This window comes from Stenotrophomonas sp. 28608_Sma, from assembly GCF_056486185.1.
In genome coordinates this window covers 3,357,474-3,374,246 of record NZ_CM151308.1, presented here as the reverse complement: position 1 = coordinate 3,374,246, position 16,773 = coordinate 3,357,474, and the positions used below count along the sequence as shown (strand labels likewise).

Here is a 16,773-nt window from a genome sequence, read left to right as displayed (position 1 = left end):
CATGAGCAACAAAGACGTCGTTCTCGCCTTCTCCGGCGGCCTGGATACCAGCTTCTGCGTGCCGTACCTGCAGGAGCGCGGCTACAACGTGCACACCGTGTTCGCCGACACTGGCGGCGTGGATGATGAAGAGCGTGATTTCATCGAGAAGCGCGCCGCCGAACTGGGCGTGGCCAGCCACGTTACCGTCAATGGTGGCCCGGCCATCTGGGAAGGCTTCGTCAAGCCGTTCGTGTGGGCCGGTGAGGGCTACCAGGGCCAGTACCCGCTGCTGGTCTCGGACCGCTACCTGATCGTCGATGCCGCGCTGAAGCGTGCCGCCGAACTGGGCACCAACATCATCGCCCACGGCTGCACCGGCATGGGCAACGACCAGGTCCGCTTCGACCTGGCGGTGAAGGCGCTGGGCGACTACCAGATCATCGCGCCGATCCGCGAGATCCAGAAGGAACACACCCAGACCCGCGCCTACGAGCAGAAGTACCTGGAAGAGCGCGGCTTCGGCGTGCGCGCCAAGCAGCAGGCCTACACCATCAACGAGAACCTGCTGGGCCTGACCATGTCCGGCGGCGAGATCGACCGTTGGGAAGCGCCGGGCGAGGGCGCCCGTGGCTGGTGCGCACCGCGCAGCGAGTGGCCGGAGCAGGCGCTGAACGTGACCCTGAAGTTCGTCGAGGGCGAAGCCGTCGAACTGAACGGCAAGGCGTTGCCGGGCGACCAGATCCTGGCCCAGCTCAACAAGCTGTTCGCCCCGTACGGCGTTGGCCGCGGTGTCTACACCGGCGACACCGTGATCGGCCTGAAGGGTCGCATCGTGTTCGAGGCCCCGGGCCTGGTGTCGCTGCTGGCCGCGCACCGCGCGCTGGAAGATGCCGTGCTGACCAAGCAGCAGAACCGCTTCAAGCCGGACGTGGCGCGCAAGTGGGTGGAGCTGGTCTACGAAGGCTTCTACCACGACCCGCTGAAGACCGACATCGAGGCCTTCCTGAAGTCCTCGCAGGCCAAGGTCAACGGCGAAGTGGTGCTGGAAACCCGCGGCGGCCGCGTCGATGCAGTGGCGGTGAAGTCGCCGCACCTGCTCAACACCAAGGGCGCCACCTACGCGCAGTCGGCCGACTGGGGCGTGGAGGAGGCCGAGGGCTTCATCAAGCTGTTCGGGATGAGCTCCACTGTCTATGCGCAGGTCAATCGTGGTTGACCTGTGACGGGGTGCCGGCCGCTGGCCGGCGCCTCGCAACGTCGATGGAGGGTAGTGCCGGCCGCTGGCCGGCTCGTGGCACGGCTGGATCATTGCGGAGCCGGCCAGCGGCCGGCACTACCGATTTCGAACCCTACGGATATTCAGACACATGCTTGAACAGACGCTCGATCACCTGCAGGCCCTGGTGTCCTTCGACACCCGCAATCCGCCGCGTGCGATCACCACCGGTGGCATCTTCGATTACCTGCGCGCGAACCTGCCCGGCTTCAACGTCGAGGTGATCGACCATGGCGCCGGTGCGGTCAGCCTGTACGCCGTGCGTGGTACGCCGAAGTACCTGTTCAACGTGCATCTGGATACCGTGCCGGATTCGCCGCACTGGAGTGCCGACCCGCACGTGATGCGGCGTCTGGACGACCGTGTGGTCGGCTTGGGCGTGTGTGACATCAAGGGCGCCGCCGCTGCACTGGTGGCCGCGGCCAACGCCAGTGATGGCGATGCCGCGTTCCTGTTCTCCAGCGACGAAGAAGCCAACGATCCGCGCTGCATCGCCGCGTTCCTGGCCCGTGGCCTGCCATATGAAGCGGTGCTGGTGGCGGAGCCGACCATGAGCGAAGCGGTGCTGGCGCACCGTGGCATCAGTTCGGTGCTGATGCAGTTCGCCGGCCGCGCCGGGCACGCGTCGGGCAAGCAGGATGCGGCCGCCAGTGCGCTGCATCAGGCCATGCGCTGGGGCAACCGCGCATTGGACCATGTGGAATCGCTGGCCTCGGCGCGCTTCGGCGGGCTGACCGGCCTGCGCTTCAACATCGGTCGCGTCGAAGGTGGCATCAAGGCCAACATGATCGCGCCGGCCGCCGAAGTGCGGTTCGGGTTCCGTCCGCTGCCGTCGATGGACATCGATGGCCTGTTGGCGACCTTCGCCGGTTTTGCCGAACCGGAAGCGGCACTGTTCACCGAAACCTTCCGTGGCCCCAGCCTGCCGGCCGGTGACATCGCCGAGGCCGAGAACCGCCGTCTGCTGGCACGCGACGTGGCCGATGCGCTGGAACTGCCGATCGGCAACGCGGTGGACTTCTGGACCGAAGCCTCGCTGTTCTCGGCCGGCGGCTACACCACGCTGGTGTTCGGCCCGGGCGACATCGCCCAGGCCCACACCGCCGATGAGTTCGTGACGCTGGAGCAGCTGCAGCGCTACACCGACGCCGTGCACCGCATCATCGCCGCCGGCGCCTGATCGACCCCACAACGCCGCCCGGCCCTGGCCGGGTGGAACTGCAACGCGGCGACCGCCGCCTGTGACGAAACCGAAATGTCTCCTGCCCTCCAGCCCCACCGCCAGACCCGCCAGACCATCGTGCGCCTGCTTTCCAGCATGGCCAGCGCGAAGGAGATCAGCCAGTACCTCAAGCGCTTCTCGCAGCTGGACGCCAAGCGCTTTGCCGTGGTCAAGGTCGGCGGCGCGGTGCTGCGCGACGATCTCGACGCGCTGACCTCTTCGCTGTCGTTCCTGCAGGAAGTCGGCCTGACCCCGATCGTGCTGCACGGCGCCGGCCCGCAGCTGGATGCCGAACTGTCGGCCGCCGGCATCGAAAAGCAGACCGTCAACGGTCTGCGCGTGACCTCGCCGGAGGCACTGGCGATCGTGCGCCGGGTGTTCCAGCAGTCCAACCTGCGCCTGGTCGAAGCCCTGCAGCAGAACGGCGCGCGTGCCACCTCGATCACCGGTGGCGTGTTCGAGGCGGAGTACCTGGACGTGGACACCTACGGCCTGGTCGGTGAAGTGAAGCGGGTCAACCTGGCGCCGATCGAGGCCAGCCTGCGCGCCGGTTCTATCCCGGTCATCACCAGCCTGGGCGAAACCGCGGGTGGCCAGATCCTCAACGTCAACGCCGACTTCGCCGCCAACGAGCTGGTGCAGGAGCTGCAGCCGTACAAGATCATTTTCCTGACCGGCACCGGCGGCCTGCTGGACGAGCAGGGCAGCGTGATCGATTCGATCAACCTGTCCACCGAGTACGACCACCTGATCGCGCAGCCGTGGATCCACGGCGGCATGAAGGTGAAGATCGAACAGATCAAGGACCTGCTCGACCGCCTGCCGCTGGAATCGTCGGTGTCCATCACGCGCCCGGCTGACCTGGCCAAGGAACTGTTCACCCACAAGGGCTCGGGCACGCTGGTGCGCAAGGGCGAGAAGGTGCTGCGCGCCACCGCGTGGAACGAGCTGGACCTGCCACGGCTGAAGGGCCTGATCGAATCCAGCTTCGGCCGCACGCTGGTGCCTGACTATTTCCAGAAGACCAAGCTGCTGCGCGCCTATGTCAGCGAGAACTACCGCACCGCGGTGATCCTCACCGACGAAGCCGAGGGCGTGTACCTGGACAAGTTCGCCGTGCTCGATGATGCACAGGGTGAAGGCCTCGGCCGCGCGGTGTGGAACGTGATGCGGGATGAAACGCCGCAGCTGTTCTGGCGTTCGCGCAATGGCAACCCGATCAATCACTTCTACTATGCTGAATCCGATGGCTGCTACAAGCAGGGCCATTGGAAGGTGTTCTGGTACGGCGCCGATGGCATCGACCGGATCAGCACCTATGTCGACCACTGCGCCCAGCGCGCACCGAGCCTGCAGGGCTGAATGATGGACCATTCCGATCACTGGACTACGACTCCCACCCTGCGCGGCCAGCACGTGACACTGCAGCCGCTGCAGCCCGAGCATGTGCCTGGCCTGCGCGCCGCCGTGGAGGGCAGCGGCCTGGACCAGCTCTGGTACACCCAGGTGCCTTCGCCGGAGCGGGTCGAGCACTATGTGCAGGCCGCGCTGCAGGCACAGGCAGAAGGCAAGGTGCTGCCGTTCGTGATCCTCGATGCGGCGGGTGACATCGTGGGTACCACCCGCTTCTACGACCTGGATGCCGGCGTGCCCAAGCTCAGCCTGGGTTACACCTGGTATGCACCGCGCGTGCAGCGTACCGGCGTCAACACTGAAACCAAGCTGTTGCTGCTGCAGCACGCCTTCGAAACCATGGGCTGCATCAGCCTGGTGCTGGAAACCAGCTGGTTCAACTTCACCTCGCGCACCGCCATCGCCCGCCTCGGCGCCAAGCAGGACGGCGTGCTGCGCAACCACAAGCGGCACGCCGACGGCACGCCGCGCGACACCGTCATCTTCTCCATCATCGATACGGAATGGCAGGGCGTGAAGCGCCACCTGCAGTACCGCCTGGACAGCCACGCATGAACGATTCGACTTTCACCCTGGGCATCGTCGGCGCCCGTGGCCATACCGGTGCCGAGCTGATCAAGCTGGTGGCCGCACATCCGCGGCTGAAGCTGGCCTTCGTGTCCTCGCGCGAACGCGCCGGGCAGCGCCTGTCCGACCACCATCCGGAATTCCAGGGCGAGCTGCAGTACGAGAACCTGGACGCCGACGCGGTGGCCGCCAAGGGCGTGGACGCGGTGATCCTGGCCCTGCCCAACGGCCTGGCCGCACCGTTCGTGGCCGCACTGGAAGCGGCGAAGCCGGACACCGTCATCGTCGACCTGTCGGCCGACTACCGCTTCGACAACAGCTGGTACTACGGCCTGCCGGAGCTGACCCGAGGCCGCTACAACGGCCAGAAGCACATCAGCAACCCGGGCTGCTATGCCACGGCGATGCAGCTGGCGGTGCATCCGCTGCTGGACCTGCTGGCCGGCCCGCCGCAGTGCTTCGGTGTGTCCGGCTATTCCGGCGCCGGCACCACGCCGTCGGACAAGAACAACGTCGAACTGCTGGCCGACAACCTGATGCCGTATGCGCTGACCAACCACGTGCACGAGCGTGAAGTGTCGGTCCAGCTGGGCGTGGCGGTTGAATTCATGCCGCATGTCGCGCCGCATTTCCGCGGCATCACGCTCACCGCCAACCTGTGGCTGAACCGCGTGCAGACCCGCGAACAGATCGTCGAGCGCTTCCAGCAGGCCTATGCGGGCGAACCGCTGATCGAGGTAGTGGATGAAGCGCCGTGGGTCAGCCGCATCGCCGGCCGCCACGGTGCGCAGGTCGGTGGCTTCACCCTGGCCCCGGGCGGCAAGCGGGTGGTGGTGGTGGCGACCCTGGACAACCTGCTCAAGGGCGCGGCCACCCAGGCCATGCAGAACCTCAACCTCGCGCTGGGCATCGACGAACTGACGTCGATCCCGCACTGAACACGTATTCCGGAGCCCCCATGGCAGACCTTCTTTGGCAGAAGCCCGGCGTCGCCGTCGACGCCCAGATCCAGACCTTCCTCGCCGGCGATGACGTGATCCTCGATCGCGAATTCTTCCTGCACGACATCGCCGCCAGCGCCGCGCATGCACAAGGCCTGCAGCACATCGGCATCCTCAGCGCCGACGAGCTGGAAGGCCTGCTGCGCGAACTGGAGTTGCTGGCGCAGGACTTCCGCGAAGGCCGCTTCGTGCTGGACACGCAGTACGAAGATGGTCACTCGGCGATCGAAGCGCGCCTGACCGAACGTCTCGGCGATGCCGGCCGCAAGATCCACACCGGCCGCAGCCGCAATGACCAGATCCTGGTCGCCACCCGCCTGTGGCTGAAGGAGAAGCTGCAGCGTGTGGCCCAGCTCAGCGCCGAGGTTGCCAAGGTCGCGCTGGACCGTGCGCAGGCCGAGAAGGATCTGCCGATCCCCGGCTACACCCACATCCAGCGTGCCGTGGTGTCCTCGGCCGGCATGTGGTGGGCCGGCTGGGCCGAGGCCTTCATCGACAACGCCATCCGCGCGCGCGACACCCATGCGCTGGTCGACGCCAATCCGCTTGGCACGGCTGCCGGCTACGGTGTGAACCTGCCGCTGGACCGTGAGCACACCACGGCCGCGCTCGGTTTCGCCCGCATGCAGATCTCGCCGATCTACGCGCAGCTGTCGCGCGGCAAGTTCGAACTGGCCGCGCTGGAAGCGCTGGGCGGCGCCACGCTGGACCTGCGCCGCATTGCCTGGGACCTGTCGCTGTTCACCAGCGCCGAGTTCGGCTTCGTCGCGCTGCCGGCGCAGTACACCACCGGCAGTTCGATCATGCCCAACAAGCGCAATCCGGACGTGATCGAGCTGATGCGCGCGACCCACGCCAGCGTCGCCGCCGCGCGTACCGAGATCGAGCAGCTGCTGTCGCTGCCGTCGGGCTATCACCGCGACCTGCAGTCGTCCAAGGGCGCCATCTTCCACGGCTTCGGTCGCGGCCTGTCGGCGCTGGAACTGCTGCCGGCGCTGCTGGCCAACCTGGAATGGCGCGACGACAAGATTCGCGCGGCAATCGACTCGGGCATGTACGCCACCGACGTCGCGGTGGAAGCGGCGGTGGCCGGCGTGCCGTTCCGCGAGGCCTACAAGGCTGCTGCCGCCGGTGCCGACAGCGCAGGGCAGGGGCGTACTCCGGAAGGCAGCCTGGCCGCACGCGTATCGCCGGGTTCGGCCGCCGACCTGCGCCTGGACGAACTGCACGCGCGCTGGCAGGCGCTGTCCTGATGGCCGGCACCGTCTACCTGGTGCTGGCCATGCGCCGGCCCGATTTCAACGCCGCCGCCGTGCAGCCGCATCGTGACTTTCTCGATGCGTTGCAGGCACAGGGCAAGCTGCAGCTGACCGGCGGTTTTGCCGATGGCAGCGGTGGCGCCTATGTGCTGTGCAACGTGGACAGCCTGGCGCAGGCGCAGGCCATCGTCGCCACCGATCCGCTGGTGACGATGCAGGCCTCCGCGCTGACCGTGCACGAATGGAACACCCGCTGAGAGCCTGACCGATGATCCAGCACGCTGCCCACGTCGCCTCGCCGTTCCCCGAACAAGCGCTGCCGCCGTGGCGGCGTGCGGTGCTGAAAGTCGGCAGCAGCCTGCTGGCGGCCGATGGCGGCGGCCTGTCGCCACGCCACGCGCTGGGCCTGGCCCAGTTTGTTTCCGCCAACGTCCTGGCCGGACGCGAGGTGGTGATCGTGTCTTCCGGCGCGGTTGCGGCGGGGCGCGCGATCCTGCCGCGGGCCGATGAACCCGGTGCGGCGATGGCGGCGCGGCAGGCCCTGGCCGCGCTCGGCCAGGCGCAGCTGATCGGGCTCTGGCAGCGCTTCTTCGAGCGCCCCGTGGCGCAGGTGCTGCTGACCCACGACGACCTGCGCAACCGCCGCCGCTACCTCAACGCACGCGCCACGCTCAATGAGTTGCTGCGGCTGGGCGCGTTGCCGGTGGTCAACGAGAACGATACCGTGTCGGTGGACGAACTCAAGCTCGGCGACAACGACAACCTGGCCGCCACCGTGGCCGCGCTGGTCGATGCCGATGCACTGTTCATTGCCACCGACATCGACGGCCTGTACAGCGCGGACCCGCGCACCGTGGCCGATGCGCGGCCACTGCACGACGTGCCGGAACTGAGTGACGAGGTGCTGGCGATGGCCGGCGGCGCAGGGTCGCGCGCCGGCACCGGCGGCATGCGGACCAAGCTTGAGGCGGCGGCCAAGGCGGGTCGTCTCGGCATCGAGACCTACCTTTTCAACGGCCGCAGCAGCGACGTGGTGCGTGCACTGGCGCAGGACCGCCTGTTCGGCACCCGCATCCACGCCGCGCGCAGCCGCGAGGCGGCCCGCAAGCACTGGCTGCGGCATGCACCGCTGACCGAAGGCGCGATCGTGATCGATGCCGGTGCGGCACAGGCCATGCGCGAGAAGGGCGCCTCGCTGCTGCCCGGTGGCATCACCGGTGCGGAGGGCGCGTTCCGGCGTGGCGATATGGTGCAGGTGTGCTGGAATGCACCACAGGGCCGTGTCTGCATCGCCCGCGGTGTCAGCCAGTACGCCGCCGATGATGTGCGCCGGATCGCCGGTCGCCATTCGCGCGACATCGAGGCCGTGCTGGGCTACAACTACGGTGGCAGTGTCGTCCATCGCGACGATCTGGTGCTGCCATGACCGGTTTGAAGGACACCCCGATTAGCGAAATCGAAGCGCAGGCGCGTGCCTGCCGTGACGCGGCCCAGATCGTTGCCGGCCTCGACAGTGCGGCGCGCCGCACGCTGCTGCTGGCAATGGCCCAGGCACTGGAAGTGAATGCCGGGCTGATCCTGGCCGGCAATGCGCGTGACCTCGCCGCCGCGCGCGACAAGGGCGTTGGCAGTGCCATGCTCGACCGCCTGGCGCTGGATCCGGCACGCCTGTTCGCGATGGCCGAAGCCGTGCGTGAGGTCGCTGCGCTGCCCGATCCGGTCGGCCAGGTCACCCGCGACGATGTGCGTCCAAACGGCATCCGGGTGCAGAAGGTGCGCGTTCCGCTGGGGGTGATCGCGATGATCTACGAGGCACGCCCGAACGTGACCGCCGAAGCGGCCGCCCTGTGCCTGAAGGCCGGCAATGGCGTGATCCTGCGCGGTGGTTCCGAGGCGATCCACTCCAACACCGCCATCGCCCAGGCGCTGTCCGGCGCATTGAAGGCCAACGGCGTCCCGCCGGCTGCGGTGACCGTGCTGACCGACCTGCGCCGCGAAGCGATTCTGGGACTGCTGCAGTTGCATGAGCTGATCGACCTGGCCATTCCGCGTGGCGGCGAAGGCCTGATCCGCTTCGTCGCCGAGCATGCGCGGGTGCCGGTGATCAAGCATTACAAGGGCGTGTGCCATCTGTTCGTGGATGCCAGCGCCGACCTCGGCAAGGCCATTGACCTGCTGGTGGATGGCAAGTGCAGCCGCCCTGCAGCCTGCAACTCGCTGGAAACGCTGCTGGTGCACCGCGAGGTGGCCGAAGCGTTCCTGCCGCGCGTGGCGCAGGCGCTCGGCGAGCGCGGCGTGCAGCTGCGCGCCGATGCGCAGGCGCAGCCGCTGCTGCCGGGCAGCTTGTTGGCCACTGAAGACGACTATGCCGCCGAGTTCCTTGATCTGGTGCTGGCGGTACGCGTGGTTGACGATCTCGACGCTGCCATTGCGCACATCCGTGCCTACACCTCCGACCATACCGAAGTGATCGCCACCGAAGACGCAGGCAACGCCGAGCGCTTCGTCACTGCGCTGCGCTCGGCGGTGGTGATGGTCAATGCGTCCTCGCGTTTCTCCGACGGCGGCCAGCTGGGCCTGGGCAGCGAGATCGGCATCTCTACCACGCGCCTGCACGCGTACGGCCCGATGGGGCTGGAGGCACTCACCGTCGAACGATTTGTCGTGCGCGGTGAAGGGCAGACCCGCAAGTAGATCCACGCCATGCGTGGATGCTCTTCGCGGTAGACCCCGGTGCCGACCAAGGTCGGCACCCACCAGAGCGAACGCCGACCAAGGTCGGCATCTACCAAAGCAAGTGCCGACCAAGGTCGGCACCCAGGGCAATCGAGTTACACCACCTCGCGGCGGATGCCGACCGGCCGTGCGTGTTCATCCATGTGCAGCGTGGCGGCCTTGCAGCCCATCAGGCGTTCGGCCAGCCCGGTGCTGGCGCCCAGATCGGCGGCCACTTCGTTGAGGCTGGCCAGGGGCCGCGGCAAGCGCCGCTCGTGGCCACGGAAGCGGGCACGGTTGTACTCGGCCCAGCCGATCAGCAGCACGCTGGCGCACAGCAGCATCAATGGCAGCGCCACCAGCACGTACGGGTCGAACTGGTTCTGCCGTTCGTACAGCTGCCGCCAGGCCAGCTGGCCACCGATCAGCCACGAAAGCAGGGTCACCAGGGGTGCCCACAGGTAGAAGTAGAAGCCCCAGAACGCCAGGGTGACGAAGCCCCAGGCAGTGCGCTGGAAGCGTGGCTGGCGATGCGGCTTGCGGATCATCCGCGAGTCGAAGCGGTTGGACGGGCGTTGCGCGTTCATCGGATCCCCCGGTCAGGGCTGGTCCAGGTGGCCCGCTTGCTGCGACGGCGCAGCAGCGTCTTCGGCAGCGCCACCAGGGTGGTGGAAAGGCTGATCAGCCAGTACGCCATCGGGTACCAGATGACCCAGAAATAATTGCGTCCAATCTGTGTTTCGTAACGCCGGTCGATGATCAGGCTGCTGGCGAACTGCAGCAGGCAGACCAGCGCCAGAATCACGCCATGCCACTCCGGCAGCAGGCTGGCGATATGCAGCTGCGGCGGCAGCTCGATGAACTTGCCCAGTGCCCACAGCAGCACGATGAACAGCATGGTGTAGGCCCAGACCACGCTCAGCACGTATTCCAGCAGCACGCCCCACATGCGCCGTTCCTTCCAGTGCAGCAGCGAGCGCGCGTGGCGCAGCATCACCTCCACGCCGCCCTGGGCCCAGCGCAGGCGCTGCCGCCACAGGCCCTTGAGTGTCTCCGGCATCAGGATGAAGCACAGCGCGTTGGGTTCGTAGCGGATATCCCAGTGCGCGCGCTGCAGGCGCCAGCTGATGTCGATGTCCTCGGTCACCATGTCATCCGACCACCAGCCGACCTGGTGCAGGGCGGTGCGGCGGAAGCCGGCGATCACGCCGGAGATGGTGAAGATGCGGCCATACACGCGCTGCGCCCGCTTGATCATGCCGATGATCGAGGAGAACTCGGCCACCTGCAGCCGACCCAGCAGGGTGGAGCGGTTGCGGATGCGCGGGTTGCCGGTGACCGCGCCGACCCGGTTGCCACTGACCAGGTGCCAGATCATCCAGTGCAGCGCGTGTTCTTCCAGCATTGCATCGCCGTCGATGCACACAAGATATTCCGAGCGTGCCGCCAGCGCGCCCATGCGCAGGGCGTTGGCCTTGCCCAGGTTGCGATCCAGGTGCAGCACGCGCAGCCGCGGGTACTTCGCGGCCAGCGCATCCAGGCGGGCACCGGTGTCGTCGCTGCTGCCATCGTCGATGGCGATTACCTCGTAATCGGCCGGATAGCGCTGTGCCAATGCCGCACCAAGCGTGTCGCCCAGGTTCTCCGCTTCGTTGTGGCAGGGAATCAGCAGGCTGGCGAACGGTGGATCGATCATCAGCGGTGGATCGTTGCGTGGCCGCGAATGCCGCTCGCGCCGGAAGTAGTAGTAGAGGCCACCGGACATCCAGAAGAACGCCATCACCATCGGGTAGTAGAAGGCGAACTGGAACAGGACCTGCAGCAGCGGATGCATGTCCATGTCACTTCTCCGGGTACGGGAAGGTGCCGGCGGACATCGCCGCGCGGGCATCGCGGGTGGAGGGCTGGTCGGCGATGAAGTCATCCGGGTACCAGGCGAAGTGGTGCACACCCTGCGCCTGCAGCTGGCGGATCTGCGCACGCAGGCGCTCGGCGGGAATCGGCTGCCCGTTGCGCCAATCGACGGTCTGCAGCTCGAACAGCGTGTGCTGAAGCTGCGGGTCGTGTGCGCGTACCGCGGCCAGCAACTGATCGAGCCAGCGCTCGGGGTGCCTGCTGCCTTCCATCCACGGCATCGCCATCAGCGCCGTCTGGTCGTAGGCCTTGTTGAACAGGTCCAGGCGTTGCGCGAACCAGGCTTCGCTCTGCGGGCGGAGTACCGGCTCTGCATACAGGTTGCGCACCGTTGCCAGTTTCGGCCGCCAGCGCTGCGCACTGTCGCGCAGGGCCAGAGTGAAGTCGATCAGTGCCTGGGTACGTGCGCTGCCATCGTCGCCGGCCGCCAGAGTGGGCAGCTCGGTGTCGCGCAGGTAACCGTCGTCATGGAACAGCAGGCCTTCGAAGTAGGAATTGACCGCCAGATCCTCGTAGATGTCGAGCATGATCTGCCGGGCCTTCGGGTTGGTGAAATCCAACCGGTACATGCCATCGGCATCACCATTGCGGATCGCCAGCGCCTTGCGCTGCACCGGGTCGGGCAGCTCGAAGCCAAGCACCGGTAGCCACGCGTAGACCTTCACCCCAGCGCGGGATTTCAGCTGCCAGGCGACGCGGCTGAACAGGTCCGCCCGCATCGGCATGTGCCGGTTCGGGAAATACAGCGCATCGGCGGTGTTGTTGCCGTCCGGGTCGGCGAAGGCCTGCAGGTAGACATGGGTCGGTGCGATGCGCTTGACCCGCTCGATCAGTGCATCGAGATTGCGCGCCTGCTGTGCGGGGTCGGGGTCGTACACATCATCCAGATCGATCTGCAGGGTGCGGATGCCGTCGAGCGCCACGTCACGGCGCAGTTCATAGGCCAGGCCTTCCACGGTCGGGTTGTCGCTGACCAGGAAGCGCGCCAGACCATGCAGGTCGCTGGCCACCGGCGTGCTGCGGCCCTCCAGGTCGAACGAGACCGGCATGCCCAGCTGCTCGGCGATGTCGTTGCTCAACTGGTTGTAGGCGGCGTACGGCCAGACGATGGCGCGCGGGCGCACGCCCAGGTGCTGTTCGATGCGCTGCGCGCTGCGCGAGAGATCGGCATGCAGGCGCTGTTCGTACTGCGCCTCGCTCTCGTAGCTGTGCGTGGCGGGGGTGTAGATGCGGGTAACCACGGCGGGCGTGGAATTGCCCTGTGGATTGGCGAGCACGCCGTGGTGCAGGTCGTCGGTATGGCTGGCCACTTCGATCAGGCCGCTGTCGTGCATCTGCTTCAGCTGCGCCCAGGTGACGAAGTCATTGTGCCCGAACGGGCGGTAGCCGTAGTCGATGGTGCGCCCCGGTGCCATGTCCACGTAGTCGGTGATCACCGCCACCAGGGCCGGGTAGTGGTAGGCCTGCAGCAGCGGGAAGGCTTTGTCGTAGACGCTGCGCAGGCCATCGTCGAAGGTCAGCAGCACCGGTTTCGGTGGCAGCGTGGCACGGCCCTGCGAGGCTTCGATCACCTGCGACAACGAGACCGGGTGGTAGCCATGCGCGCCGAGCCAGTCCAGGTGCGCGGCGAAGTTCTGCGTGCTCACCGCATAGGTATCGGCATCGCCCTTGGCGGCCACCTGGTCGCGGATGTCGTGGTAGCTGAGGATCAGCAGGCCGTTGTCGATCGCATCAAGATGCAGGGGTTGCTGCGCGAACGCCGGCGGCACGCTGGCCAGCAGCAGGAGCACGATCAGTCGCAGGATGCGGGCCATGTCAGTCTCCCCAGCGCAATGCGGCTTCGAAGCCGATATGGCGTTCGCGATGGCCGTCGTAGACCGGCCGCGACCAGCGCACGCCGTACTCGAACACGCGGCCGGGGCCCAGCTGCCACTCATGCATGTAGGACACCGACGGCACCAACGCACTGCCGAAACCGTCCTGCCAGTAATCACCCAGCGAGACGGTCAGCCGGTGCCGGAAGTGACGCTCGTAATGGCGCCACAGCTGCTGGTCGATGCGCAGGCCGATCTCGACCATGCGGTCGCGTTTCGGGTTGAAGTAGGGCGCATCGTCGCGGCTGCCGCGACTGGTGTAGGCGCTGGCCAGGCCATCGATCAGCCAGCGGGGGCGGGTCAGCAGGCGCTGTTCCAGGCGGGTGCTGAACAGCTCGCGATGGTTGCCATCGTCGTAGCGGAAGCGGCTGGCGCCGAACATCCAGTGCGTGAGCTCGCTGCGCCGGTAGTCCACCTGCGCGGTCACGCTGTCGGCGGTGATGCCGGCCACGCGCGCCTGCATCGAGGCGTCCGGATCATTGCGCGCGGCCACCACGCCGGCATGCCAGTAATCGTTGAACTGCCAGCCGACGCCGGCGCGCAGGCCGGTATCGCCGATGTGGTCGTTGGCGCGCAGTACGGCTGCTTCTGCATCCAGCCGCCCGAAGCGGTAACGCACGCCCGCGCCCAGCCACAACGGATCGATGCGCTGGTCCTGGAAGTCGGCCGAACGCCGGTCGGCGAGGGCGAACAACCGCCAGCGGTCATCAAGGATCGGCGTCTCCACTTCCACGCCGTAGTGGCGATCGTTGTTGCCCAGTGGCGAGGTGCCACCGCCCCCGGAGCTGTGGCCGATGTCGGTCCATGCCTTCAGCTGCCAGCCGCGATGCGCACGCCAGGCCTGGTCCATGCGTTCGACCGCCGGCTGGGTGGGATAGCGAGCGACCAGGTCATCGCGCAGCGGTCGCGCCAGGTCGTCGCGCTGCAGGGCGACGTAGGCTTCTTCCATGCCCAGGCGCGGTTCGATGTCACGCGGGTCCAGTGCGTGTGCCATCTGCTGGCGCTGCAGCGCCCTGCGTGGCCAGCCGCGCATCATGTAGACGCTGCCCAGCGCACTCTGCAGCCCGCCGTTGCCGGGTGCGATCTCGACCATCGACTCCAGGTCGTGCTGCGCGGTGTGCAGGTCGCCGCTGTAGGCGCGCACCATCGCCAGGTTGAGATCGGCCTCGTAGCGCGACCAGTTCGCGTACGGTGACTTGCCGTTGCTCCAGCGCCACGCCGGCTCCTTGTCACGCCATGCCTGCAGCAGGTCGATGGCCTTTTCCTGCTGCTCGCTTTCCAGGTAGGCGTAGGCCAGCTCCGAATGCGAGGCGTCGCGTGTCGGGTCGCCGGCCACCGCGGCCTGCAGCACCGGAATGGCTTCCTCCGGGTGCAGGGTGCCCATCAACGAATCGCCCACTGCGGGCAGCACATAGTCGGGCAGGGTGTGGCCTTCGGCCTGCAGTGCCCGGGCTTCCTCGCGGACCTGTGCATGGCGGCCCAGCCGGTTGAGCAGGATCAGGCGGTCCATGCGGATTCGCAGCGGTGCCTGTGCGGGCGGCGTGCCTTCGCCGCCAAGGTAGCGCTGCATGCGGGCCAGGGTCGATTCGGCCTCTTCCAGGCGGCTGTCTTCGCTGCTGCTGTAGGCCAGGCTCCAGACCACCAGCTTGGCCAGGTAGTCGCCTTCCAGGCGCTGCTTCTGTGCATCGTCGAAGAGCTGCGGGCGCTGCTGGTACAGCGCCCACGCGCGCCAGGCGTTGCCGATGTCGCCCAGCGTCAGTACGCGCAGCTTGAACAGCAGGTCGTCGTTGGGTTGCTGCTGGCTGGCGCGCTCGATCGCGCCCAGGGCGTCCAGCCAACGCGCCTGGTCTCGGTAGCGGCCGATCTCGGCCAACGCCGCGTCGCGGTCGGGCGGGGCAGCGCTGCTGGCCCAGGCGAGGGCGGTGCAGGCAAGGCCGACGCAGAGCGCCAGCCGGCGGTGGACAACCATTGGGGACCCCCTTGGCTTCCGAACCAGACAACCTGTGAAAATGTGACGCACATCACATGCCAGATTCTGGGATGGCCGTGGCCTGCGTCACTCCCTTCGTGCATGCCGCCCAGCAAGGGCGGGTACAACCCGGACAGCGACCTGCAATGTCTTGTCTGAAACGAAAGTCCCCCGCACACCGAGTGGTGGCCTGGGCGGCGCGACCGCCCCCATGCCCGATGCCGGCACGCGGCAAGGATGGGCATTCGTGGGCACTATCCGCCCGGAATTGTCAGCCCGGCGTCAAAATGCGCAAACGGGCTGACGAGCGGTAGGTGGGGCCAGTTGCGGGGCCCAGGTGGCTTACCAGAGGTCTTCCAGCTTGCGCGGCTTGCAGGCCACCCACGAGGCGCACAGCATCAGGGTGGCGCAGCCGAACAGGAAGCTGAACGGGAGGGTCCAGCCGTCGCTGACCGTGTGCAGCCAGCCCACCAGGAACGGGCCCAGGCAGCTGAAGCTGTAGCCCACGCCCTGCATGAAGCCGGACAGCGCCGCCGAACCGGTCGGGGTGCGCGTGCGCAGGTTGATCAGGGTCAGTGCCAGCGGGAAGGTGGACGGGCCGACGCCGAGCAGGCAGGCCCACAGCAGTGGCGCCTTCATCGGTGCCAGCAGCAGGCCGGTGAAGGCGATCACGAACGAGAAGAAGCCGATCAGCACCAGCGGGAACGGGTTCTGCAGGCGCACCGCCATCGATGGAATGACCAGCGACGGCAGCAGGCCCAGCGCCGAGAACACGGCGACCATCACGCCACCGAACGCCGGCGTGCCACCGGCCTCGACCACGATGCGCGGCAGCCAGGTGAACATCGAGTAGGTCATCAGCGATGTCATGCCGAACATCAGCGTCATGCTCCAGCCCAGCGACGTGCGCCAGACCTTGCCGTGCGGCTGCGCGGTCGGATCGGACGCGTTGGACTGCGGCTTCGGCGCGCGCGTGGCCAGCACCAGCCACGGCAGTGCGGCAGCCAGCGCCAGCAGCGCCCACATGCCCAGCGACACGCGCCAGCCTGCGGCGTTGGCCACTGGCACCGCCAGCAGCGCCGGCAGCATCGTGCCCAGCTGCAGCACGCTGATGTAGAGCGTGCTCATGGTGCCGACCTTGTTGGCGAAATAGCGCTTCACCAACGGCGGCACCACCACGTTGCCGATGCCCATGCCGGCCAGTGCCACCACCGAACCCAACAGCAGCGTGCCGACGTTGCCGGCGCTGGAACGCAGCAGCAGGCCGGCCATTGCCATCACCATCGCCAGCAGCGTGGTGCGCTCCAGCCCGAGGCGCCGGGCCAGTGCCGGCGTGGCGACGCCGAACAGCGCGAACGAGGCGGTCGGCAGCATGCCCAGTACACCGGTCATGGTGGTGCCGAAGCCGAACTGCTGGCCGAGCACGTCCAGCAGCGGGGTGATCGAGGTGACCGCGGTGCGCAGGTTGATCGCTGCCAGCAGGATCGCGGCGAACGCGAGGACGCGCCCGTGCAGCAGCGACGGCGAATCGGAAGTGGAGGAACTCATCGGTGGTCCTTGCAGGTGTCGCACGCCGGGGCA

The 16,773-nt window shown here is 67.4% G+C and carries 14 protein-coding genes; 9 read left to right on the top strand and 5 right to left on the bottom strand.

The window, feature by feature from the left end:
• Nucleotide 1 precedes the first annotated feature (1 nt).
• The 9 genes from ACZLHH_RS16015 (at nt 2) to ACZLHH_RS15975 (ending at nt 9,414) form a co-directional block, all read left to right on the top strand.
• On the top strand, nt 2–1,198 hold the full coding sequence (locus ACZLHH_RS16015; protein WP_049401153.1) for an argininosuccinate synthase: 1,197 nt from the start codon (nt 2–4) through the stop codon (nt 1,196–1,198).
• 151 nt (nt 1,199–1,349) lie between these two features.
• On the top strand, nt 1,350–2,438 hold the full coding sequence (locus ACZLHH_RS16010) for an acetylornithine deacetylase (protein WP_032129400.1): 1,089 nt from the start codon (nt 1,350–1,352) through the stop codon (nt 2,436–2,438).
• Nucleotides 2,439–2,513: 75 nt separating this feature from the next.
• Nucleotides 2,514–3,842, top strand: a complete 1,329-nt coding sequence (locus ACZLHH_RS16005; RefSeq protein ID WP_032129401.1) for an acetylglutamate kinase — start codon at nt 2,514–2,516, stop codon at nt 3,840–3,842.
• A 3-nt stretch (nt 3,843–3,845) separates the two neighbouring features.
• The gene (locus ACZLHH_RS16000) at nt 3,846–4,448 is read left to right on the top strand and encodes a GNAT family N-acetyltransferase (protein ID WP_180844513.1); all 603 of its coding nucleotides are present in this window, start codon (nt 3,846–3,848) and stop codon (nt 4,446–4,448) included.
• Nucleotides 4,445–5,398, top strand: a complete 954-nt coding sequence (gene argC / locus ACZLHH_RS15995; protein WP_032129402.1) for an N-acetyl-gamma-glutamyl-phosphate reductase — start codon at nt 4,445–4,447, stop codon at nt 5,396–5,398. The genes ACZLHH_RS16000 and argC overlap by 4 nt, the downstream gene beginning before the upstream one ends.
• 20 nt (nt 5,399–5,418) lie before the next feature.
• On the top strand, nt 5,419–6,714 hold the full coding sequence (gene argH, locus ACZLHH_RS15990) for an argininosuccinate lyase (protein ID WP_180844512.1): 1,296 nt from the start codon (nt 5,419–5,421) through the stop codon (nt 6,712–6,714).
• A complete protein-coding gene (locus tag ACZLHH_RS15985; protein ID WP_032129404.1) occupies nt 6,714–6,977 on the top strand; it encodes a YciI family protein in 264 nt (87 codons plus the stop codon). Before argH ends, ACZLHH_RS15985 begins: the two co-directional genes overlap by 1 nt.
• Before the next feature lie 11 nt (nt 6,978–6,988).
• On the top strand, nt 6,989–8,146 hold the full coding sequence (gene proB / locus ACZLHH_RS15980) for a glutamate 5-kinase (protein ID WP_049401148.1): 1,158 nt from the start codon (nt 6,989–6,991) through the stop codon (nt 8,144–8,146).
• Entirely contained in the window at nt 8,143–9,414 is a 1,272-nt protein-coding gene (locus ACZLHH_RS15975; RefSeq protein ID WP_180844511.1) for a glutamate-5-semialdehyde dehydrogenase, read from the top strand. The genes proB and ACZLHH_RS15975 overlap by 4 nt, the downstream gene beginning before the upstream one ends.
• Nucleotides 9,415–9,551: 137 nt before the next feature.
• Here ACZLHH_RS15975 and pgaD read toward each other — a convergent pair whose 3' ends face one another.
• The 5 genes from pgaD to ACZLHH_RS15950 all read right to left on the bottom strand — a co-directional run bounded on the left by pgaD (nt 9,552) and on the right by ACZLHH_RS15950 (nt 16,740).
• The gene (gene pgaD / locus ACZLHH_RS15970) at nt 9,552–10,022 is read right to left on the bottom strand and encodes a poly-beta-1,6-N-acetyl-D-glucosamine biosynthesis protein PgaD (RefSeq protein ID WP_180844510.1); all 471 of its coding nucleotides are present in this window, start codon (nt 10,020–10,022) and stop codon (nt 9,552–9,554) included.
• Nucleotides 10,019–11,275: a poly-beta-1,6-N-acetyl-D-glucosamine synthase gene (gene pgaC / locus ACZLHH_RS15965; RefSeq protein ID WP_101765810.1), complete on the bottom strand. Its 1,257-nt coding sequence runs from the start codon at nt 11,273–11,275 to the stop codon at nt 10,019–10,021. The genes pgaD and pgaC overlap by 4 nt, the downstream gene beginning before the upstream one ends.
• A gap of 1 nt (nt 11,276) precedes the next feature.
• A complete protein-coding gene (gene pgaB / locus ACZLHH_RS15960; RefSeq protein ID WP_180844509.1) occupies nt 11,277–13,163 on the bottom strand; it encodes a poly-beta-1,6-N-acetyl-D-glucosamine N-deacetylase PgaB in 1,887 nt (628 codons plus the stop codon).
• Nucleotide 13,164: 1 nt separating this feature from the next.
• On the bottom strand, nt 13,165–15,192 hold the full coding sequence (gene pgaA, locus ACZLHH_RS15955; RefSeq protein WP_180844508.1) for a poly-beta-1,6 N-acetyl-D-glucosamine export porin PgaA: 2,028 nt from the start codon (nt 15,190–15,192) through the stop codon (nt 13,165–13,167).
• Between the two features lie 342 nt (nt 15,193–15,534).
• On the bottom strand, nt 15,535–16,740 hold the full coding sequence (locus ACZLHH_RS15950) for a CynX/NimT family MFS transporter (RefSeq protein WP_180844507.1): 1,206 nt from the start codon (nt 16,738–16,740) through the stop codon (nt 15,535–15,537).
• Nucleotides 16,741–16,773 lie beyond the last annotated feature (33 nt).

Excerpts from the sequence above, each read along its gene's own strand:
- ACZLHH_RS16015 (WP_049401153.1), top strand. The coding sequence starts at position 2 with ATGAGCAACAAAGACGTCGTTCTCGCCTTCTCCGGCGGCCTGGATACC.
- ACZLHH_RS16010 (WP_032129400.1), top strand. The coding sequence starts at position 1,350 with ATGCTTGAACAGACGCTCGATCACCTGCAGGCCCTGGTGTCCTTCGAC.
- ACZLHH_RS16005 (WP_032129401.1), top strand. The coding sequence starts at position 2,514 with ATGTCTCCTGCCCTCCAGCCCCACCGCCAGACCCGCCAGACCATCGTG.
- ACZLHH_RS16000 (WP_180844513.1), top strand. The coding sequence starts at position 3,846 with ATGGACCATTCCGATCACTGGACTACGACTCCCACCCTGCGCGGCCAG.
- argC (WP_032129402.1), top strand. The coding sequence starts at position 4,445 with ATGAACGATTCGACTTTCACCCTGGGCATCGTCGGCGCCCGTGGCCAT.
- argH (WP_180844512.1), top strand. The coding sequence starts at position 5,419 with ATGGCAGACCTTCTTTGGCAGAAGCCCGGCGTCGCCGTCGACGCCCAG.
- ACZLHH_RS15985 (WP_032129404.1), top strand. The coding sequence starts at position 6,714 with ATGGCCGGCACCGTCTACCTGGTGCTGGCCATGCGCCGGCCCGATTTC.
- proB (WP_049401148.1), top strand. The coding sequence starts at position 6,989 with ATGATCCAGCACGCTGCCCACGTCGCCTCGCCGTTCCCCGAACAAGCG.
- ACZLHH_RS15975 (WP_180844511.1), top strand. The coding sequence starts at position 8,143 with ATGACCGGTTTGAAGGACACCCCGATTAGCGAAATCGAAGCGCAGGCG.
- pgaD (WP_180844510.1), bottom strand. The coding sequence starts at position 10,022 with ATGAACGCGCAACGCCCGTCCAACCGCTTCGACTCGCGGATGATCCGC.
- pgaC (WP_101765810.1), bottom strand. The coding sequence starts at position 11,275 with ATGGACATGCATCCGCTGCTGCAGGTCCTGTTCCAGTTCGCCTTCTAC.
- pgaB (WP_180844509.1), bottom strand. The coding sequence starts at position 13,163 with ATGGCCCGCATCCTGCGACTGATCGTGCTCCTGCTGCTGGCCAGCGTG.
- pgaA (WP_180844508.1), bottom strand. The coding sequence starts at position 15,192 with ATGGTTGTCCACCGCCGGCTGGCGCTCTGCGTCGGCCTTGCCTGCACC.
- ACZLHH_RS15950 (WP_180844507.1), bottom strand. The coding sequence starts at position 16,740 with ATGAGTTCCTCCACTTCCGATTCGCCGTCGCTGCTGCACGGGCGCGTC.